The following is a 19777-nucleotide window of genomic DNA, read 5'->3' as shown; positions in this document are numbered from 1 at the left end:
CAGCATGGCATCCGATAGCGGCCTGACGCGGTTCGAGCTCGACGGCACAGTCGCGCATAGGAAGGGGCAGCAGTTCGTAGACGGGAAGGGCTATGGCGCCGATGGCTTTGCCGAGGTCCATCGGCCGGAGCCGCACGGCTTTGCCTCGCATCCGGTGAAGGGTGGCATCGGCGTCCTGATGCAGTCCAGAGCAAACCGCGACGCGGCCTATGTGCTCGGCGGCGAGAACCCGGGGCTGCGGCCAAAGGGTGATTACCTGACGGCGGGCGGGACGGCGATCTACGACCACCTCGGCAACATCGTCTCGGTCGTAGCGGCAAAGCTTCGGATCGTCCACGCCACCGAGATCCGTCTGCAGGCGCCGCTGATCGTCCTCGACGGCCTGGTCAAGCTTGGCGGCGACGCCGCGTCTCGTCCGGCGTCGGCACAGGGAACGCTGGACACGGCGGGGCATGCCGAGGTCGGAAACCTCGCTACCAAGGTGCTGATGCTATGAGGATTGTCCCTCTTGGCGAAACCGGCGAGCCACTGCTTTCGCCCGACCTCATCTGGGATACGCTGTCGCAGACCGGCGACATCGCGATCTCGCCGCTCAGTGATCCGGTCAATCCAGGCGGGCTCGTCTCTCGGGCCGCCATCGCCACCGCCGTGATCATCTGCCTGCAAACCGACATTCGCGTCGAGGCGACCGAGCTGCGCGACGGCGACACCAACAAGGGGTGGCCCGGCGACGGCTTTGACCTGCAGCCTGGCGAAGTGCCGCTAGGATCGAGGCTGTGGCAGCTGCGCCGCTCGGCCCTCAGCGAGGGCATCGAGCTCATGGCCGAGGATTTTGCGCGAGAGGCGCTGCAGACGCTGATCGACCAAGGCGTCGCGGTGCGGATCGACATCACTGCCACGGCTGATCGTCCGGCGAACCGGCTCGACCTCGCCATTGCGCTCTATGGGCGCGCGGGCACAGCCATTTACCAGGGCCGGTTTGCGGTGCTCTGGGACCAATCCGGAGCGCGGTAAATGGCCTATCAGACCCGGACCCTCGCCGAAATTTCCACGTCCATCCGCGGCGCCTTCCGGCAATACCTGCGCGGCACCGACGCCTCGATCCGGCAGAACGTCCTCTATGTCATTGCCAAGGTGCTGGCGCTTCTGTCGCGCGAATACGAACTGCGGTTCGAGTGGGTCTACCGGCAGCTCTTTGTCGCGACGGCCGACGACATCGGTCATATCCGCATGCACGCGGCGGACTATCGGATCTACCAGAAGGCGGCGGCCGCGTCCGTGGGGGCAATCACCGGCACCGGCGCTGCGGGCGGGACCTATCCCGCCGGTATCCGCTTTCTATCCGGCGGGACCAGCTACCTGACCTCCACGGGCTTTGTCGTCGACATCAGCGGGAACTACACGGCGAGCGTGCTGGCGGAGGCGACAGGGGCAGTGACCAACCGGGATGCCGGGGCCGTCCTCATTCTGGCAGATCCTTCGCTCTATCCGCGTCTCAACGACGAGGCACTCGTGGCTGCGGGCGGGCTCGGTGGCGGCGCCGATATCGAGGGCATCGAAAGCCTTCGGGCCCGGACGCTCGAGCGCAAGGCGCGGCCGCCGCAGGGCGGGGCGTTGCCGGACTACGAGCGGTTTGCGCTGGAAGTGCCAGGAGTTGTGGCGGCGTGGGCCTATTCCTTCATCGGCGGCATCGGGACCATCGCCGTCTATGTACTGTTTGCCGGTCGCACGAACCTCATTCCGACGTCGGGCGACGTGGCGGCGGTGCAGGCGGCGATCGACGCTCGGCGGATGATCCGGGCCGACGGCGTGACGGTGATTGCCCCGGCACCCGTGGCGGTGCCGGTGACGATCTCCGGGCTGGCCGTCGATACGCCGGCGGTGCGGGCAGCGATCGAGGCGGGACTGCGGGCGACGTTTCTCGCGCGGGCGCGGCCGGGCATCTCGGCCGACCCCTTCATCCTCTCCCGGTCATGGATCTCCGAAGCGATCTCGACCGCGACGGGAGAGGAGCGGCACACGCTGGTCGCGCCGGAGGCGGATGTTTCCTTCACGGGCGGGCAGATCCCGGTCCTTGGCACCGTCACCTATGTCTGAGGAGGGGCTCTATGCGTGATCCCGGCCTCAACACGCGAACGGTCTATGCGCCGGAGCTGGAGCCAGACGAGCTGACGCCGCCGGCGCCGGGCGACGCGCTGTCCGACCCAAGCGTCGAGGATCTCCTCCCCGGCGGCCTGGCCATGCTTCCGCGGGGAGCGGCTTGGGGGACGCCGGACGGCGTTGCTGCCAGCACGACCACGACGCTGGCCGGGCTCATGCGCACCCTGCTCTCGCCCTACACTAACCTGTACACCCGGCTTTTCGCGTTGACCTACGAGGCGCGGGCGACGACGCTGGTAGACAGCTTGACAGACTGGGAGCGCGACTTCGGACTGCCGGACGCCTGCTCCGCGTTCGGGGACAGTCTTTCCGAGCGGCGGGCCGCGCTTATTACCAAGGTGCGGTAGTGTCCGCGCTCGTGGTGGAAATTCCGACATTGAAAGGTGTGGCTGAGGCGGTCACCGGATAGGGCGGCTAAGGTGGAGTTGCGAGACTTCAACCTGACCGGAGAACCCGATGACCGAGGACAGACTACCGCTTGCCGAGCTTTTTGCGAAAGCCGGGGACGGCGATTTCCTGAGAACGATAGCCGAGAGCGTGATGCAGCTCCTTATGGAGGTCGACGTTGAAGGCATGATCGGCGCCGGGCGCCACGAACGGACGCAGGAACGGGCGACTTATCGCAATGGCTACCGCGACCGCTCGCTCGACACGCGGCTCGGCTCGTTGCAGCTTCGGATACCCAAGCTTCGGCAGGGCAGCTACTTCCCGCCGTTCCTGGAGCCGAGAAAGCTCTCGGAGAAGGCCTTGGTTGCCGTCATTCAGGAAGCTTGGATCAGCGGCGTTTCCACCCGGCGGGTCGACGATCTGGTACAGGCCATGGGGCTGTCGGGGATCGGCAAGAGCACCGTATCGAAGCTGTGCAAAGACATCGACGAACGCGTCGGCGGCTTCCTCGACCGTCCTCTCACTGGCGACTGGCCCTACCTCTGGCTGGATGCGACCTACCTGAAGCAGCGCGAGGGTGGACGCATCGTTTCGGTCGCCGCCATAATCGCCGTGGCCGTGAACACGGACGGCAAGCGCGAGATCGTCGGCCTTCACATCGGCCCCTCGGAAGCGGAGACGTTTTGGTCGAGCTTCCTCAAGAGCCTCGTGCGCCGCGGCCTGTCCGGCGTGAAGCTCGTGATCTCGGATGCTCACGAAGGGCTGAAAGCCGCCATTCGCCGGGTGTTCAGCGCCTCCTGGCAGCGCTGCCGGGTGCATTGGATGCGCAACGCCCTGTCGTATGTCCCGAAGGCGCAGCAGAGCATGGCGGCGGCCGCGCTGCGCCAAGCCTTCGCCCAGCCCGATCGTGCTAGCGCCAGCCAGGCGCTGCGCCACGTCGCCGACCAGCTTCGGGGAAAGTGTCCAAAGCTCGGGGCCTTCATCGACAACAGCGAGACCGACGTGCTGGCGCACATGGATTTTCCCAGTCAGCACCGGACCCGGATCCATTCGACGAATTCCCTGGAGCGCCTGAACAAGGAGGTGAAGCGGCGTGCCGACGTCGTCGGAATCTTCCCGAACGAGGGATCCATCATCCGGCTCATCGGCGCCGTCCTTCTCGAGGCCAACGACGAATGGCAGATCCAGAACCGCTACATGCAGACCGAACCCATGGCCGACCTCATGGCCATGGGCAACACTGCAAAACCCGAACAGATTTCCACCGAAGTCGCCTGAAACGGAGCCGCTTCAGCTACACTCAATTTCCACCACGTTGACGGACACGACCCCAAGGTGCGGTCGGTCGCAACCATCACGCCGCAGGATTTCGTCCGGCTCGCGCGACAGGCGGGATACCGGATCGAAATCGAGGAGCCGGTTGTCTTCGAGTGCGGCTTTTCGGAATGCGGCGGCGAGCACACCACCGGCGACAAGCTGCAGGAAGTGTTCTGGGTCGTCCACGTCTACGACCTGGGCGTCGACTACTTCATCTGCGGGGAAAGCGAGTGCGGCGCCGATCCGCTCTTTGAAATCTTCGATGCCGACGGGCTGGAATGCCTCTTTGCCGACATCGCGCCCGGATGGACCAGGCCGGAGTTCGTCTACAACGACGACTAATTCTGACGACGACTGATCCAAGGAGCCATCATGGAATATCAAGCCCCGTTCGGGTCCACCGACCCGGACGCGCCCTATGTCGACCGCAATACGCCTGGAGCGGTAGCTGGCTCGAAAGTGCCGGCAGCGGCTATCGAGGACCCACAGCGCGAACTCGAATACCTGATTGCGCAAGCCGGGTTGACGCCATCAGCGGCCGACCTGACACAGGTGTGGCAGGCGATCCGCTCGATGCTCGTCAATCGCGGCCGCACGATCGTCGGCCTGACGCGCATTCCCAATACTGTCGTAGAGTCGTTTCAGGTGGCAACCCCACCGGCAACCCCGTCCGCAGGGGCGATGTACGTCGTTGCGAACGGCGCGACCGGCGCCTGGGCGGGGAAGGCAGGGCAGATCGCTGAATACACGGCAGCCGGGTGGATATTTCAGGGTGCGCAGGACAATTCGATCATATGGGCCAACGATCAGTCTATCCCTTATCGAAAAGTTGCTGGCGCCTGGCAGCAGGCCTTCGCGTCTGAAAGCAACTACGGTTTCGTCATCCTGGCGGCGGGGTCCGATGTCGATGCTCTGACCAGCGCAAGTCGCCCTGTCGTGCCCCTGCACCTCGGGCGCGTCATCAAGCCTCTGCGCGGGCCGCAGGGGATAGCCACCGCCAACAATTGGGGCGACTTAGCCAACGTCAGGCCAGGGTATGCGCCGCGGCGGTTGACTGGTCTGGGGAGCAACGCGCCTGCACAGGTTACCGGCGACGGCTCCGAGTTCTTCGTGCACAACGCGCAGGATCAAGGTTCACCAAACGCGTTTTTCCGCCTCGCGCTGCCAGCAGCTGTTGCTTCCGGCAAACCTCTTTTGTTTGCGACGACCGATAATGCTGGCGCCCACAGCCCATGGGTCGAGCTCATTGACGATCGATCTCTAAAGGCTGCATTTCAGCAGCGAGCGTCGTTTTCGTTGCTGTTTCCGCACGTCAATCGGATCGACGGTGTTTTCGACTTCGCAACAGGGGCGAATACGGTCACCATACTTCCAACAGTTGAGTTCACCTGGCGCGGCCTCTTGAAGTTCAACCTTCAGGAATACCTCAACCTCCACGGTGCCGGAGCCCTGACCTTCACTGTCGCGTCTGGCTTCACCCACCATATCCGGTGGTATCCGCCAGGCTCTGCAAACGCTCCTGCGGGCACTTGGCCTTTGGGCCGGTGGATGGCGCGCAACGTGGCGGACACCACCTACAACCCGAGCCTTTTTCCGGAAGATAACGCCGCTCTCGATGGAAACCACGACAACATGCTCGCCGCTCGGGTGGTTGTGAGTGGTGGCGGTGCGGTCACTCTGACCCGTCTCGTGAACCGCGGCGTCATCAACTTCAACACGGTTCTCACCGTTCCTGTCACCGGCGGGCCCGACTCCTTTTCCGGTTCAGCGACGTTGCCGCTCAATCTGGCGATGACACCTTATGCCTACGCCATCCCCGAAGGCGTGCAGTCCACCTATGGGGCAGCGGGTGCCAGTGACCTCCGCGTCTTCAGCACTGACGTGAACAGGTATGGGATCAACGTCTATGTCGGCAATTTCTCGCGACTGACAACCAATCCGACATTCCGCGTCGGCTGCCACATTTGAAGGAGATCAGATTGATGCGCCTTGTCATTCAGGACGAGACAGTTGTCGCAGCACTTCTCGACGCGGATGCCCATGTCGATATCTCGGTCCCCGCTCCAGACTGGGCTCATGGGATGTCTGCCGAAGAGATCCTCGCGCGTGCCCGAGTCGTTGAAGGGGCCGTAATCGACGTCGAGACCCTCGAAACGATTCATGTCGACTCGTCGGGGTTCCGGCACGCATCGCCAGGAGATGGGCGCCAGCCAGTTGAATGCGGCTGGCACGACCCGCTGGTCCGCGCTGCCAACGGCACATGGTTGTGCCTGGCACCGCTCGATCGCGCGAAAGCTGACAAGCGGGAAGCGATAAACGCCCGGCGTGACACGATCATCGCTGGCGGCTATCGGCACAACTTCGGGTCCACGGCGGGCATACGCACGCTGGATCAACGCGGGGCAGAAGACGCGATCAACTGGCTGGGTCTGAAGGGCGTCGCAGATGCCATGATCACCTCTGGCCAAGGCGCCGATCCGATCGGCATCCGCGACGCTGCAGACGAGACCTTCACCGCATCGGCGAGCGTCGTCGCCTCGGCAATGGTCGCGATGGGCATCTGGCGCTCCCAGGTGATCGCTTATGCTTGGAGCCTCAAGGATCAGCTCGACGCAGCCGAGAACGAGGAGGCCGTGGCGGCCATCGGTACCGACGAGGGCTGGCCGGCATAGGGTCGTCAAGTCGGCCAGCACGAGTACGCTTATGGAGACATTACTGATGGCTTATGTCACGCAACCAAACGTTCTGATCCCTGGAGCCGCCGTTGGCTGGACACTGGTCGCTGAAGGGGCGGCAAACATCACGTTGCAGCTTCTCAGCGTCGCAGGAGTGCGGATCGCCCTTGCTGCGACCGTTCCGACAAACTCATTCGAATCCGGTCACGTGCTGCAGTCCGGGGCCGGGCGCGACTCCATGGCGCTGACGGACATCACCACCGAGAAAGTCTATGCCCGCGTACTGGCAAATCCGGGCGACGCCGTCCTCGCCGTGACCAAGGGCTGAGGGCATGGGGATCGTTATGGGCGGCCTGCGGATAGGACCGGGGAATGCAGGGCTATCCCTCGGGCCGTTCACACTCGCTCTTGGACAGGGTGGGGCCGTGCCGGACGTGATGCCTGTCACTGACTGGCGGGTTCAACCCACTTTCGCGACCGTAACGGGCACGACGAGCGATGCGAACAATCTGGCCGCCCTGATGGGCGCGAACGCGGCGAATGTTCTGCCGACCTTCAGCGTCGCCGCGAATGGGACGGGCGAGTTCATTTTGGACCTGCCGGAGATCGTCGCCCCTGGCGCGGTCCTCTATCTGACCACGACGTCGGGCGCCGCGACGGCCCGCACGCTCACCATGGACAAGAGCACGGACGGAGGCGGCACGTATGCGCCGATCTCCTTCGTGCCGATGCAGACGCAGTCGGCCGACAACATCGATCAGCTTATCGACATCCCCGCTTCGGCGGCGGCGAAGTACCGTCTGCGCTACGCGACGACGGCCACGCACTTCTTCGGCTTCCAGATCAACCAGCTTCAGACCGACCCGCTGCGAAACGACATTCACGCCGTGGTCGGCATGTCTATCACGATCAGCAACACCCAGGCAGGCCAGCTTCGCACGGACGCACAGGCCCGCTATCCGACGCGCGATCCGATCTTCGTCGCCATGGCTCGCTCCGGTGCGCTGACGGCAAACATGCTGACGGAACAGCTTGTGAAGCTCGTTCAGCCGCGCCCCTACATCGCCCGCGTCATCATGGATCACGGCCCGAACTACTTCCTCGGCGGGACGCAGACATGGGTGGCGCGGACGCAGGGGCAGCGGGACGCCATCATTGCCGATGTCGCCGCGGTCGACGCATGGGCCGCTGCCAATTCGCGGCAGATGATTTACGTCGGCCCGACCTTTGTGAGCAACCTCAACTACGATGCCGGCGGCGCGACTGGCATTTTGCAGGAGCACGTGGTCGACGGGCCTTCGGTCTCGATCGCCAATCAGGCCAACGGGATGCGACCATTCAACATGGGCGCATTCAACCCGAGCAACAAACTGTCTGGGCGAGGCTGGAACACGGTCCTTGATGCACCGGCCTTCGATGGATACGGGCCATCTCTCCTGTCGTGGGATTTCTGGAAGCAGCTTACCGGCGGAATGACACCGCAGGATGGTGTTCACCCGGCAACGCTAGGCGGCGAACTCTACCGTATCGCCCTGCTTGATGCCTATAACGCGATCCATACCGGCGTGAAGCCGGATCACTACGCCCAGCGGAAGATTGCCGCAGCCGAGCCGTTCGTGTCTGCGGCCCAGAAGAACCGCCTTTATCTGGGCGTCGCGTCGCTGCCGGATACCGTGGACGCCGGGGCCGTCGCTGCTCGTGCGGCACTCAAGGCTCGCATTGATGCGATTGGCGCGGCCGATGTCGAAAAGGCAGGGCAGACCTCGCCATCGACAATGACCGGGATCGTTGCGGCCTTCGACTTCGATGACATGGACACCTTGTTCTCCGACGACGCGGGCACGATCCCCGCCAAGGACTTCGAGATCGTCCACAAGGCCAAGGACAAAAGCGCCAACGCTTATCACATGGTCAACGCCACGGGGGGCACGGCACTTCCCGCCAAACAGCCGCAGTTCGTGCTCGGCGAAGCGCAGGGACAGCGCGGTCTCCGCTTCTCTGGGGTGACCTATCTGGAGGCGGCAGATGCGGCGCTGTACGGGGCGCTCAACACCGCCTCGGCGCCGTTTATCATCGCCTGGATCGACACGCCGTTCCAGGCGTCCACTTCGGCGTCGCTGAAGATCCTCTGGCAGTTCCTCGGCACTGGCGGCCTGCAAGCACGGTTCGCCTCCGGCACCTCGCGAGTGCAGCTCGTCGGGGCAAGCGTCATCGGGACGGAGCCAACGGACGCGGCGCTCAACGTGCCTCACGCCTATGTCCTCTACTACAACGGGACGACCCTGACGCTCTATCGCGACGGCATTGCGACAGTCAACGTGTCGTATTCCAAGCCCTCGTGGACCGCGACAGGCCTTCGGATGGCGGCGACTGGCAACGGCTTCATCGGGCGACGCAAGACGTGGAACCTCATCACGGGCAGCGTCGTCACGACGGTACAGCGCGACGCTCTGATTGCACGGCTGGCAGCGCAGGCGGCCTAAATCTGCGTGTCAGCCCATTCGTCGAAAGAGCCCTCATCGGCAGAATACTCATATCCCGTCTCCGTTCGCCGCCGCCAAAGCTGACCGTTGCATGAGCTGCCCGTGTAGAGCGTTCCATCGCGCAAGGTCACCGGGAGCAGCGCCGACCACTTGTGCCAATGAGTTTCATCTTCGGGCCGCTGACGCTGGTCGTGTCCGTCAACGTGGTGGAAATTGGGGTGTAACTGAAGCGGCTCGGTTTCAGGCGGCTGCGGTGGAAATACGTACGGTTTCGGGCTTGGTGCTGTTGGACATGAGTTCGGCCATGGGTTCGGTCTGCATGTAGCGGTTTTGCGTCTGCCATTCGTCGTTGGCCTCGAGGAGGACGGCGCCGATGAGGCGGATGATGGAGCCCTCGTTCGGGAAGATGCCGACGACATCGGCGCGCCGCTTCACCTCCTTGTTCAGGCGCTCCAGGGAATTGGTCGAATGGATCCGGGTCCGATGCTGACCGGGAAAGTCCAGATGCGCCAGCACGTCGGTCTCGCTGTCGTCGATGAAGCTGCCGAGCTTGGGACACTTTCCCCGTAATTACCCACCCCCTTGTCACGGGCCGAATTCCCTGAATCCATGGACGGATGGATCGCGGTGATTTGCAGCGTCTGACGAAGGAAGAGTTGATCGATCTGGTGCTGAAGATTCAGCGTCCGGAGAAGACGTCACGCACATCCTCGAAGCCTCCGTCTAGTGACCGCAAGGAGCGCCGTGAGCAGGCAAGACCTGGCGGCGCCAAGCCCGGTCACGAAGGCCACAGCCGAGCGATGGGTGAGGATTTCGATCGGCTCGTCGATCACCGTCCCGAGCAATGCTCCTGCTGCCAGGCAGCCCTGGCCGATAGCCTTCCCGCGGAGATCGGCGGCACGTACGAGACGGTCGATCTGCCGGAGATCAAGCCGTTCGTGACGCGTCATCGCCGGCTTTCGGTTTGTTGTCCTTCCTGCGGCACGCTTGTCTCAGCGGGATTGCCCGATGCGGCAAGGGGGACGCCGTTCGGGCCGCGGCTGCATGCGGTGGCGACCTATCTTAAGACCTTCCAGGCCCTGTCCTATGAACGGCTTCAGAAAGCTCTGGCCGATCTCTTCGGCTTGCAGATCAGCCAGGGCGGGCTGATGAACATGCTGCGCCGGGCGCAGGGCACCTTCGTCGCCGACCGCGATCTCGCCATTGCCGCCCTGCGCCGCTCCAAGGTGGTGGCCTCGGACGAGACCGGCGTTCGCATCGAAGGCAGCAACGCCTTCCAATGGGTGTTTCGCTGCGATGACGCAGTCGTCCATCGTGCCGCTCCGACCCGTGGTGCCATCGTGGTCAGGACCCTGATGGACGGGCACCGGCCAAAGGTCTGGTGTTCCGATCGCTACTCTGCCCAGCAGGGACATGCCGACGCCCATCAGACCTGTCTGGCTCATCTGGCCCGCGACGTCGCCTACGCCGAACAGGCGGGCGAGGATCTGCTGCCGTCGCGGCTGCGGATCTGGCTGTCCAAGGCTTTCGCTTTGGCCAGCGGCATCACGACCTTCGCCGCATCGACCATCGTCGCCAAGCGCCGTGCACTGGAGCGAAGTCTTTCCGAGATCCTCGCCGCACCGACCTCCTGCCCTTTCGCTCGAGTGGTCCAGCACAAGTTCAGGCGAGCGCGCGACCAGCTCCTGACCTTCACTCTCTGGACCGGGATGGTCGAGGCCACCAACAACGGCTGCGAGCGCGCCCTGCGACCGGCCGTGATCCAGCGCAAGGTCACCAACGGCTATCGATCCATGTGGGCCGCCGAAGGCGAAGCTGACATCCGAACCGTCGTCGATACCGCCCGGCTGCGCCAAGGGGGCAACGTCTTCAACACAATTCTCGAGACGGTAGGCGCCTGACATTCTACGGAATGCGGGGGTGGGTAATTACCTTTCCCCGGAGCTGGTCGGCGACGTGGCGCAGCGCCTGGGCCGCGCCGGCGCGATCGGGTTGGATGAAGGCCTGGCGCAGGGCCGCAGCCGCCATGCTTTGCTGCGCCTTCGGGACATAGGACAGGGCGTTGCGCATCCAGTGGACGCGGCAGCGCTGCCAGGAGGCGCTGAACACCCGGCGGATGGCGGCCTTCAGCCCTTCATGGGCATCCGATATCACGAGCTTCACGCCGGAAAGGCCGCGGCGCACGAGGCTCTTGAGGAAGGTCGACCAGAAGGTCTCCGCTTCCGAGGGCCCGATGTGAAGGCCGACGATCTCGCGCTTGCCGTCGGTGTTGACGGCGACAGCGATTATTGCCGCCACCGAGACGATACGGCCGCCTTCGCGCTGCTTCAGGTAGGTCGCGTCGAGCCAGAGATAGGGCCAGTCGCCGGTGAGCGGGCGATCGAGAAAGCCGCCGACGCGGTCGTCGATATCTTTGCACAGCTTCGACACCGTGCTCTTGCCGATCCCCGACAGTCCCATGGCCTGCACCAGATCGTCGACGCGACGCGTGGACACGCCGCTGATCCAGGCCTCCTGGATGACCGCGACAAGCGCCTTCTCCGAGAGCTTTCTCGGTTCCAGGAACGGCGGAAAGTAGCTGCCTTGTCGAAGCTTGGGGATGCGAAGCTGCAAGGAGCCAAGCCGGGTATCGAACGAGCGGTCCCGGTAGCCGTTGCGATAGGTCGCCCGTTCCAGGGTGCGTTCATGGCGCCCGGCGCCGATCATGCCCTCCACGTCGGCCTCCATGAGAAGCTGCATCACGCTCTCGGCTATCGTCCTCAGGAAATCGCCGTCTCCGGCTTTTGCCAGAAGCTCGGCAAGCGGTAATCTGTCCTCGGTCATCGGGTGCTCCGGTCAGGTTGAAGTCTCGCAACTCCACCTTAGCCGGCCAATCCGGTGGCCACCTCCGTCGCACCATCTGAGATCCGAGTTTCCACCACCAGCGCGGACACTACCGCTGACGCTGCAAAAGAGCATTCAATAAGCGATACATGGAAGCGGTTCCCACGGTACGTTGAATAACGGTACGCGCCTGCCGAGGATTATGCGCCGCGGCCGCCTGTAGCAATCTGGACAGCGGATGGTACCAATTGTCTCATGACGACGAATACTAGACAGCATGTGACTGCAATTGCGGCGGGCAAAAGTAGCCAAAGCAGCAGTCCGTAGACAGTCGGCGTAACCGAAACTCCTAGAGACAAGGCGACGACAAGGATCACCCCGTGCATTAGATAGATCGGGAAGGCGAACTTCGCTGCATTGGCGATCCCGGTAATTCTTCCCGTCCTTTCTAAGAAGCCGGTGGTCTGCCAAATCGTCATGGCTCCAAGAGCGGCCACGTAAATGCTGCCACCGGATGACGGGTAATAGTATTGTAGGAGGCATGAAAGCAGGAAAAGCGGTGCGATCACAGGCAGCAACTTATCAGTCGAACGGAGATCAATTCGCCAAATTGCCAGGGCGGCACCGATGACAAAGGCAGGAAGCATAGACGACCGCAGAACTAAAATACCGTCAAAATCATATTCTGCGATGACAAATGATCCGATAAGGGCAACAACAGTGAATTTCCGAATGAATTTTGATAGAATAATTGCTAGACAATTGATAACAAAAAGATCCCGCAAAAAGTAAAGAGGATAATTAACCGGCCTAGTGGAAAGTGCTATTGTTGCATCCAGCCACCCTATCAGATCGGCATTTACTAGATCAAGCCGCCGACCGCTAGTTAACTGCATAGCCTGAGCAACATAAAGTGCGACAACTAATGGAATATTCCACAGAAAAAATGGGACGGCGAGCGTCTTTATTTTCTTCTTAAGCGTAGAGATCGGATGCCTATCCGAATATTTTGCAAATAAAATAAAACCCGACATAATAGTTAGTACTGAGACCGCAAATCGGAGTGCCGTTTTATTGGCGATGAATGCCGGCTCCAAGATCGAAGGACTCCAAGCGTCCGTCAAAGCAGGTAGAATTAAAGGGACATGAACGTAGACGACCATGATAATGAGGATGAGGCGCGCGGCGGCTAGCCTTTGCGAGTAGAGGGCGACGAGATCTGTCTGATCGTTGTTAACTGTAAATTCTCTCACTTGCACTTCTGCCTCCGGCAAAATGACTGCCCTTAACAGCCTGAAGCATTCCGAAAAGTAAAGGGGGAATTGAGGCCGTCCGCGTCTTGGTAAATGTCAGCTTTGGCGGACACGCCCTGCCTGCGGTCCTGCCCCAGCCTGTATCCCCACCCTATGCGCGGGTGGGGCGATCCACCCATCCCTAATCGATCAAGCAAAGGGCGTGTTCGGCAGCATAAGAACGACTCCTGCTGCTACGCGATCTTTCGACGCAATATTCTTGGGCACTGCCGCTGCATTCCACGCGTACAGGCGAAGCCAATAGCTTTCATGGCCGAGCTCGCGCTTTGCGATTTCAGCGAGTGATTCTTCGCCGCTGACGGTGTAGCTGCGCATCCGGGTCCTTCGGAAGAGAGCTGCTTTCCGTGCGTTAGCAGTCAAGCTCACGCGTTTCTAGTATCGCTCCCGCGGCCTTCCTACCGAAGCCCCGCCTGCCTTGAGGGGGAGTTTGTGGGGCCTCCCGCATCCGCGCCACAGGCAAAGGCGGCGCTGCTCGGGGGAGTAGCGCCGCTCGCATGCGCACCTGCTTCAGCACGAGAGGATGTCGTGCTGGTGATCAATACTTGTCACTGAACATTATCCAAAACCTTAACCATGACAGCGGCTTGCCCTTAACCCGGCGGGCCTTTTTCTTGAGCCATAGGAGAAAAGGCATGACGATCCCCGCATCATGGATGCCGGCGGCGAAGATGGCGCGCGTCATCTGCCATTGGTCGGCCGGGCGGCACGAGGCATCAAGCGTCGACCGCCAGCACTACCACCTGATCATCGAGGACGACGGCAATCTCGTCCGCGGGGATCTGTCGATCAAAGCGAACGAGGCGCCGATCCGGGGCAACTACGCGGCGCACACGCTGGGGACCAACACCGGGTCTATCGGCGTGGCGCTGGCCTGCATGGTCGGCGCCATCGAGAACCCCTTCCGGGCCGGTGTCGCCCCGATGACGGCGACACAGTGGGAGACGCTGATTGAGGTCGTCGCCGATCTCTGCCGGCGCTACGGCATCGAGCCCACGCCGACGACGGTGCTGAGCCATGCCGAAGTGCAGGCCAATCTCGGGAACAGGCAGCGCGGCAAGTGGGATTTCACGCGGCTCGCCTTCGACCCCGACATCGTCGGCGCCTGCACAATCGGCGACAGGCTACGCATGGCGGTGGGGATCGCGATGGCCGGCGGCGCGGTGCGGGCCATTGAGGAGCCCGCGGCGGCGGAGACCGGCGCGCCTGGCGATATGGAGCTGCGCGGCGCGACGACGGCCGGATGGCTCAACTTCCGGCGGGCGCCCGATGGCGAGATCATCGGCGGCCTGCCGCGCGGCACGGCCATCGCCATCGTCGACAGCGACGACGGCTGGTATCGCGCGCGCACGCCCGGCGGCCATCTCGGCTGGGTGAGTGCCCGGTACGTCTCGCTGACCTGATCCCGAACCGGCCGGGAACGCCGGAACCCTCCAGGAGCACATCCCATGAAAACCATGCTTGCGGCCCTTTCGGCCGCCGGGCTGCTGGCGCTTGCCGGTTGCCAGACAGACACCGCCGTGGCGGGCGCTGCTGACCGGATCGACAGGATCTGCAGCATCGAGCCGGCGACCCACGTCGCCTTTCTCGTCGCCGCTCGCCAGCTCGAGGTCTCGGCCGAGATCCGCAAGGCCGAGGCAACGGCTCATGCCGTCATCGTCGGCATCTGCTCCGATCGCCCCATCACGGACACCGCGGCGGCGCTGGGCACGATCGTCGGCGCCTTTGAAATCATCAGTGCGGCCTATGCCGACGCGAAAGAGGAGATCTGACATGGACGTCAAGAGCATTTCCAAAGGCATCGCCGGCGCTGTTGCCGGCATGGTGACGGGCACGGGCGGCGCGCTGGTCATGACCCCCGAACAGGTCTCCTCCATGCCATGGTGGGGCATCCTGGCGGCGAATGCGATCTATGCCGCGATCGGGTTCGCCACGGTCTACTTCGCCCCACGCAACACGGCATCCTGACGGTGTCGGCCGTGACGGACCGCCGGGCGTCTCCCGTCTATCCCGACGTGCGGACCCGCCACCACACGATCAAGGCATCGCTCGTCGCCCTCTGGGAGCAGTATCTCTATGGCGACGGGTGGCGGCTGGTGGAGATCGTCATCGGTACATGGGTGGTCGTTCGCGGCCTGACGATCATCTTCGCCGAGGGCATGGACGCGGTCTATTACGCGACCTTCCCGATGTCGGACCATCCGCTCCTCTGGGGACTTGTGGCGGTCGCGATAGGCGCCGCGCGGATCGCGGGGACCGTCATCAACGGCAAATGGCAAAGGAGCCCCCGGCTGCGCTGGTCTGCCGGCGTCTGCGGGATCGCCTACCAGACCCTGCATTGTCTGATCTTCGCTCAAATGGGGCTGAAGCTGCTCGCGCTCGGCTACTTTTTCTGGGTCGTGCTCGAATCGGCGGGTGTCGTTCGATCGAGCATCGACATCCTCCGCAAGCGAGAGACGCCGTGCCGGAATGGTTGATTGCTTTGCTGAACAATCCCCTTGCGATCACCGCACTCGGTACGGTGTTTTTCACGCCGCTCCTAGCCTTCCTCGCCCAGGTGTTCATGCGCTCATCCCCGCCGCCGGGACCGATCGCCTATGACGCCCGCGATATTCCGGAGCATCCGCTGCTCGTCGCCGCTAAGGTTCATCTTGCCGACGAGGAGATGGCGCTGATCACCGGCATCGGGCGCAAGGTCGATCAGATCGACGCTCAGCTGCAGCTCGTCCACGATCGCATCGACCTTCTAATGCGGCGGTAGATACCTGCCGCCATCCAGCCGCCGTCGCCCTTCACCGGGTGGCGGCGGCTTTTTGCGTTTCAGCTCTGGGGCGATTGGGTGGCTTTGACAGCCTGGGCTCGGGCACCGATCGTGCGAGTCGACGCTTCCGAGACAACTTGACCGACCGACTTGCGGCTTTCCAATCCGGTCTTAATCTCATCCAGGAGATTCTGTACTCCAAGGGAGTCGACGTTATTGTTCATCGGTGTCACTGCTTCAAAAGCGGAACCCCCGTTTCTCACAATGCCCATGTCGGCTGTTACACGTGTCTGTGCGCCCATATCGAGGAAAGTCGCAGTGACCCGAGCCTCCACAGTGGGATCGTAGTTGCTACCCAGCAGAACGTTTGCCATTGCGTTGTCCGACTGACGCTCCATGACAATCTGGAACTGGCTGTCGCGCGTCAGTTGGTAGCCATAATTCGTCATCGATCCCACGAAAGCGGTCTTCACCTGGTCGGCGGGAGCGGCAATGGATGCCTCAGGGCGTCCGCTGGCGGTCTGATGCTGGACGGACTGGCATCCGGATAAAGCGGAAATGCAGAAAACTACGGCGGCGATGTACTTCATGGTGGTCCCCCTCATGTGGGTCTTATCAAGCAATAAGCCGCCATTGCGTCAATGAGGCGGAACCGTGGCGGCCGCGTGATGCTCTGCAAGATGGGCTGGCAGATCGCAGGAAGCTATGCCCACTTTTGGTCCTGTATGCGCCAGGCCTGACGATCAGGCCGATGTCGCGGCTGTTGCACCGGCTGCATTTCACATTCCACTTCTGGTCGATGTAGCACCGATCCCGGCCCCATAGCTCGACCGCTCTGGCGAGGTCGAGATCCAAGTCGCGCCCGCAGCGCATGCACCAGAACGAGAGGTTGTCCCCGACGTCTTGAAGATCGCCGAGGGTGCTTATGGTTCGGTAGCCGGTGGCGGGATCGAAGGGCATTGCAAACTGGTGCCACGGAAGGGCAGGGGCGTCTATCGCGGGCCGTTCCAACTTTGGTGCTCTATGACGGGCCTGGGGCGCTGCTGAAAGTTGGATCGGCCACTGCTATCGCTGCAGTTCCGGACGGCCTTCTAAGCCGATGGTCGCTGGTTCGAATCCAGCCGGGGTCACCAATACCAACATGAAACACTGGACTGGCAGGGGACTTCGGGTTCTCCGCCGCACCCTGTACCCGGTGCGGGGGTGTGAGCGCCCGCCCTGATCCCTTCCCGTTCTGTCGTCGGCAGGCGGGATGAGATCGTTTGGGCCAATGGTCGTCATGTCGGCCAGAGAGCTCGGCGAAATGTCGGAATCCGGCTTTTCGCAGTATTCGGCGCGGCAATCCGAGACCCAACGCTGCGGGCGGTCTCGGGAAGCCGTTTGAAACGCCAGACTCGATCGCTCCCGGAGGGCTTCCGATACGCCGAGTAGATATTGCGTGTGCAGGCGCGCGTTAACTATGGCCCAATCTGCCATTCATGCTTAAATCACTTGAGCGAAAGATTCCCGTCGACTTTCCCTACCGACAATGCAAGAAAGTTTTCCGTCGAAATCCCATTCTCCGGAGCCAGTAAGATGAATTTCATGAAAGTCTGCACGCGGTTTTTTGCAGTTTGTTTCGGTATGGCGGCGAGCGGGATGATCGTCACAGCCGCCCAGGCCGCAGAGTTTTCTTTCACAGCAACCAACACAACCTCATCGGCTATCACCGAGGTATTCGTTTCTGAAAACAAGAGAGAATGGGGCTATTTTGATATCGGTAGCGGAATCAAGCCGGGATCAACTGTAAATCTCGTATGGGATCAAAGCACAAACAGCGAGAGCTGCGCTCAGTGGGTGAAGGCAGCCTATGCAGACGGCAGCGAATCGGAACCTGCCAAGTTCGATTTCTGTGAAAATGGGCTTGAGATCGAGTTCTAAGTAGATTTCGCCAACGCGTAACTGGGTGTCCGGCAGGTCACCTCAGGTGACCTGCCGTTCATTTTAGGGGTGACCCAGATGGGGCCGTCCGAAAGGTCTGGTGGCGCTCCTGGGTCGTCACGTCACCAGTGACTGTCGATGGGTGGTGACGTCCAGGTTCGGGCGCAGAGTTTCTCGTTGATCGCCCCCGGGCCATCAGAGCGATCGCGCGGGCATCGGGGGCAACTGGTTTGGTGGCTGCGCAACGCCCGTCAGCCTCCGCGTCACCTCACGCCGAGGGCATGCGCTCTTCCTCCAGGCGGACGCGCAGGCTGTCGGCAAAGCGGCGGATGGCACCCTGGACGTCGGCGAGATGGCGTTCCTCGCCTTCGTAGCCGCTGCGGGGCGCGCGCTCGATCGAGGTTGCCAGAGCGAGCACTTCCTCCTCGGCCTCTGCCGGAAACGTGCCGCGCTGCAGGGCGCGCTCGGCATAGAGAGCCTGCAGCAGCATGTCCTGCGCTTCGGCCTGCGCCTGCAGTTTCATGATGGCGCCGGCCATGAATTTCAGAGCGGTCTCGTTCGATGACATCGCAAATCTCCGCTGTGCGCTCCCGAGGTCCGCCAGGGGCCTCCAGGGATGCATTAGGTTTTGTGCCGACGAGGCGCTCGGCGCCGCCGACGGGTGTGTGGCAAGCCTGTACGCTTCGCGATGGACCGTCGTCCACTGCCTGTGCCGGCCGAAGAACGGCGTGGCGACTGAGGGCGGGCCGGAGCAGGACTTCAGGTGGCCGATCTCGTCTGAGGGTACTGGAGGTGTCCCGTGGCCGCGTGGAAGCATTGATTGCGGTCGAAGGTCGTTTGACGATGGCCGCCACTCCGGTATCGGGGCGGGAATCCGATCAGGGGGCCCGGTCCTATTACCGGACGACGGCCGGGCTCACCCTATTTGCCGCACCAGCGATTGCCCGTGTTCGGCAGAGCCTGCACCAGTCCCTGGCTGAGCAGTTCGATACCGGCATCGCGGCCATCGAGCAGCCTGAGGCGGACAAGCCGTACCTGTGCCTTGTCGCGGCGCGCCGTGTCGATGATGGTGTAGCCGCGCGACATGAGAGCACGCAGCCCGTCGCGCGCCCGCACGCCCTGGATCTGCTCGGCGCGACAGCCGGCTTCCGCCGCTTTGAAATGCGGTGGCTCGAAGTCGGCCAGGCGCCATGGCACTCCGGCTTCCCATCCGCTGGTCCCGTCGTAAATGCAGGTGACCCAGGGCGCCCGGTCGAAGGGATGGCATGCCGGCATCATGGCCCATGCGGACGCCGGCAAGAGGGTGCAGACCAGCGTGAGGATCAGCCGCCTCATCACCGCTCCCTCGCCGGAAAGGGCGCGCCTGTTTCATCAAGGCTTTTGGCCGTGGCACGGAACAGGCGAGACCACGAACGCTCTGCCAGAGTGCCGGACTGCCAGCGCTTTCTCACAAGACAAGAGATCATGCCGTTCTCCTCAGCCGGGTGGACCCACATGCCATGTCGGGCGGCCCGGCCCTATCATTCGAGCCCCCAGCATAGGATGCGACGCTGGCGCGGAGATTGCGCGCGGAAGTCCTGTTGGAAAGTTCGTCGACGGAAACCGGACTGCCCTCGCAGTCGTCCTCCATCTACCTGATTCCCGGACCCTTTTTCCGGTCATGGCTGGCGACCCCGCAACCGAGTTGTCGCTGCCGAGTTGCTCCCGGGAGATGTTCCGTCTGCTTGCCGAAAACCGAACCCGGGAGCCGCCGCACCAGCGTGTTGGCCGTCTCACGGGGCGACGAGGTCAGATGGAATGTGGGGTTCGACAGGAGGGTGCAGTGCCAAAAATTGACGATGCAGAAATGATGCGGGTTCGCGCTCATCAGATCTGGGAGCGGGAGGGGCGGCCACATGGTCGCGAGCATGAGCATTGGGCGGAGGCGGCGCGCGAACTGGC

22 protein-coding genes, 1 tRNA gene and 3 pseudogenes are annotated in these 19777 nt (G+C 62.7%); 19 read left to right on the top strand and 7 right to left on the bottom strand.

The genetic code is table 11. The annotated features are described in order from the left end of the window. Window positions 1-4 precede the first annotated feature (4 nt). From Sa4125_RS12525 to Sa4125_RS12480, 10 genes are all read left to right on the top strand, one after another. On the top strand, window positions 5-496 hold the full coding sequence (locus tag Sa4125_RS12525) for a phage baseplate assembly protein (RefSeq protein ID WP_223998397.1): 492 nt from the start codon (window positions 5-7) through the stop codon (window positions 494-496). Next, entirely contained in the window at window positions 493-1014 is a 522-nt protein-coding gene (locus Sa4125_RS12520; protein WP_223998396.1) for a phage GP46 family protein, read from the top strand. Before Sa4125_RS12525 ends, Sa4125_RS12520 begins: the two co-directional genes overlap by 4 nt. Beyond that, on the top strand, window positions 1015-2097 hold the full coding sequence (locus Sa4125_RS12515) for a baseplate J/gp47 family protein (RefSeq protein ID WP_223998395.1): 1083 nt from the start codon (window positions 1015-1017) through the stop codon (window positions 2095-2097). 11 nt (window positions 2098-2108) lie between these two features. Beyond that, window positions 2109-2507 (top strand): YmfQ family protein, encoded by a 399-nt coding sequence (locus Sa4125_RS12510; protein WP_223998394.1) that lies wholly within the window; start codon window positions 2109-2111, stop codon window positions 2505-2507. Between the two features lie 109 nt (window positions 2508-2616). Beyond that, on the top strand, window positions 2617-3825 hold the full coding sequence (locus Sa4125_RS12505; RefSeq protein WP_223998301.1) for an IS256 family transposase: 1209 nt from the start codon (window positions 2617-2619) through the stop codon (window positions 3823-3825). A 57-nt stretch (window positions 3826-3882) separates the two neighbouring features. Beyond that, the gene (locus tag Sa4125_RS12500; RefSeq protein WP_223998393.1) at window positions 3883-4206 is read left to right on the top strand and encodes a hypothetical protein; all 324 of its coding nucleotides are present in this window, start codon (window positions 3883-3885) and stop codon (window positions 4204-4206) included. 30 nt (window positions 4207-4236) lie between these two features. Then, window positions 4237-5832 (top strand): DUF2793 domain-containing protein, encoded by a 1596-nt coding sequence (locus Sa4125_RS12495; RefSeq protein ID WP_223998392.1) that lies wholly within the window; start codon window positions 4237-4239, stop codon window positions 5830-5832. Window positions 5833-5846: 14 nt separating this feature from the next. Then, window positions 5847-6536 (top strand): hypothetical protein, encoded by a 690-nt coding sequence (locus Sa4125_RS12490; RefSeq protein ID WP_223998391.1) that lies wholly within the window; start codon window positions 5847-5849, stop codon window positions 6534-6536. Window positions 6537-6582: 46 nt separating this feature from the next. Then, window positions 6583-6867, top strand: a complete 285-nt coding sequence (locus Sa4125_RS12485) for a hypothetical protein (protein ID WP_223998390.1) — start codon at window positions 6583-6585, stop codon at window positions 6865-6867. A 97-nt stretch (window positions 6868-6964) separates the two neighbouring features. Then, window positions 6965-9022 (top strand): hypothetical protein, encoded by a 2058-nt coding sequence (locus Sa4125_RS12480; protein WP_223998389.1) that lies wholly within the window; start codon window positions 6965-6967, stop codon window positions 9020-9022. Between the two features lie 240 nt (window positions 9023-9262). Here Sa4125_RS12480 and Sa4125_RS12475 read toward each other — a convergent pair. After that, a pseudogene (locus Sa4125_RS12475) lies at window positions 9263-9583 on the bottom strand (transposase); the annotation flags it as partial. A gap of 56 nt (window positions 9584-9639) precedes the next feature. Between Sa4125_RS12475 and Sa4125_RS12470 the strand changes: the two are divergent. Next, window positions 9640-10923, top strand: coding sequence for an IS66 family transposase (locus Sa4125_RS12470; RefSeq protein WP_223998294.1), 1284 nt, complete (start codon window positions 9640-9642; stop codon window positions 10921-10923). A 40-nt stretch (window positions 10924-10963) separates the two neighbouring features. On the opposite strand, the pseudogene Sa4125_RS12465 reads toward Sa4125_RS12470, so the two are convergent. The 3 genes and pseudogenes from Sa4125_RS12465 to Sa4125_RS12455 form a co-directional block, all read right to left on the bottom strand. After that, window positions 10964-11845, bottom strand: a pseudogene (locus tag Sa4125_RS12465) (IS256 family transposase); the annotation flags it as partial. A gap of 200 nt (window positions 11846-12045) precedes the next feature. Next, complete coding sequence (locus Sa4125_RS12460) at window positions 12046-13098, bottom strand: acyltransferase (RefSeq protein WP_223998388.1); 1053 nt, start codon at window positions 13096-13098, stop codon at window positions 12046-12048. 189 nt (window positions 13099-13287) lie between these two features. Next, on the bottom strand, window positions 13288-13473 hold the full coding sequence (locus Sa4125_RS12455) for a LysM domain-containing protein (RefSeq protein ID WP_223998387.1): 186 nt from the start codon (window positions 13471-13473) through the stop codon (window positions 13288-13290). A gap of 353 nt (window positions 13474-13826) precedes the next feature. On the opposite strand from Sa4125_RS12455, the gene Sa4125_RS12450 reads away from it, so the two are divergent. Genes Sa4125_RS12450 through Sa4125_RS12430 form a run of 5 tightly spaced genes read left to right on the top strand, consistent with a single transcriptional unit; the run spans window position 13827 to window position 15916 of the window. Continuing rightward, window positions 13827-14558: an N-acetylmuramoyl-L-alanine amidase gene (locus tag Sa4125_RS12450; RefSeq protein ID WP_223998386.1), complete on the top strand. Its 732-nt coding sequence runs from the start codon at window positions 13827-13829 to the stop codon at window positions 14556-14558. A 45-nt stretch (window positions 14559-14603) separates the two neighbouring features. After that, window positions 14604-14927: a hypothetical protein gene (locus Sa4125_RS12445; RefSeq protein WP_223998385.1), complete on the top strand. Its 324-nt coding sequence runs from the start codon at window positions 14604-14606 to the stop codon at window positions 14925-14927. Window position 14928: 1 nt separating this feature from the next. Further along, window positions 14929-15123 (top strand): hypothetical protein, encoded by a 195-nt coding sequence (locus Sa4125_RS12440; protein WP_223998384.1) that lies wholly within the window; start codon window positions 14929-14931, stop codon window positions 15121-15123. A 2-nt stretch (window positions 15124-15125) separates the two neighbouring features. Continuing rightward, window positions 15126-15632, top strand: coding sequence for a hypothetical protein (locus Sa4125_RS12435; protein ID WP_223998383.1), 507 nt, complete (start codon window positions 15126-15128; stop codon window positions 15630-15632). Next, window positions 15617-15916, top strand: coding sequence for a hypothetical protein (locus Sa4125_RS12430; protein ID WP_223998382.1), 300 nt, complete (start codon window positions 15617-15619; stop codon window positions 15914-15916). Before Sa4125_RS12435 ends, Sa4125_RS12430 begins: the two co-directional genes overlap by 16 nt. Before the next feature lie 59 nt (window positions 15917-15975). Here the strand turns inward: Sa4125_RS12430 and Sa4125_RS12425 are convergent, their stop codons facing one another. Then, a complete protein-coding gene (locus Sa4125_RS12425) occupies window positions 15976-16506 on the bottom strand; it encodes a hypothetical protein (RefSeq protein ID WP_223998381.1) in 531 nt (176 codons plus the stop codon). A gap of 446 nt (window positions 16507-16952) precedes the next feature. Here Sa4125_RS12425 and Sa4125_RS12420 point away from each other — a divergent pair. Next, a tRNA-Arg gene (locus Sa4125_RS12420) sits at window positions 16953-17049 on the top strand. Window positions 17050-17491: 442 nt separating this feature from the next. Further along, window positions 17492-17836 carry a hypothetical protein gene (locus Sa4125_RS12415; protein ID WP_223998380.1) on the top strand — a complete coding sequence of 115 codons (345 nt, stop codon included), beginning with the start codon at window positions 17492-17494 and terminating at the stop codon, window positions 17834-17836. Window positions 17837-18104: 268 nt separating this feature from the next. Here Sa4125_RS12415 and Sa4125_RS12410 read toward each other — a convergent pair whose 3' ends face one another. Beyond that, window positions 18105-18404, bottom strand: a complete 300-nt coding sequence (locus Sa4125_RS12410; RefSeq protein WP_223998379.1) for a hypothetical protein — start codon at window positions 18402-18404, stop codon at window positions 18105-18107. A gap of 353 nt (window positions 18405-18757) precedes the next feature. After that, on the bottom strand, window positions 18758-19171 hold the full coding sequence (locus tag Sa4125_RS12405) for a hypothetical protein (RefSeq protein WP_223998378.1): 414 nt from the start codon (window positions 19169-19171) through the stop codon (window positions 18758-18760). Here Sa4125_RS12405 and Sa4125_RS24310 point away from each other — a divergent pair. Further along, window positions 19065-19769 (top strand): annotated as a pseudogene (locus tag Sa4125_RS24310) (DUF2934 domain-containing protein); the annotation flags it as partial. The gene Sa4125_RS12405 and the pseudogene Sa4125_RS24310 sit on opposite strands and share 107 nt — an antisense overlap. Between the last annotated feature and the right edge of the window lie 8 nt (window positions 19770-19777).

The sequence above is a fragment of the Aureimonas sp. SA4125 genome (assembly GCF_019973775.1).
GTDB lineage: Bacteria > Pseudomonadota > Alphaproteobacteria > Rhizobiales > Rhizobiaceae > Plantimonas.
Note: the sequence above shows the minus strand (reverse complement) of the source record. Positions and strands in the feature narration are given on the sequence as shown.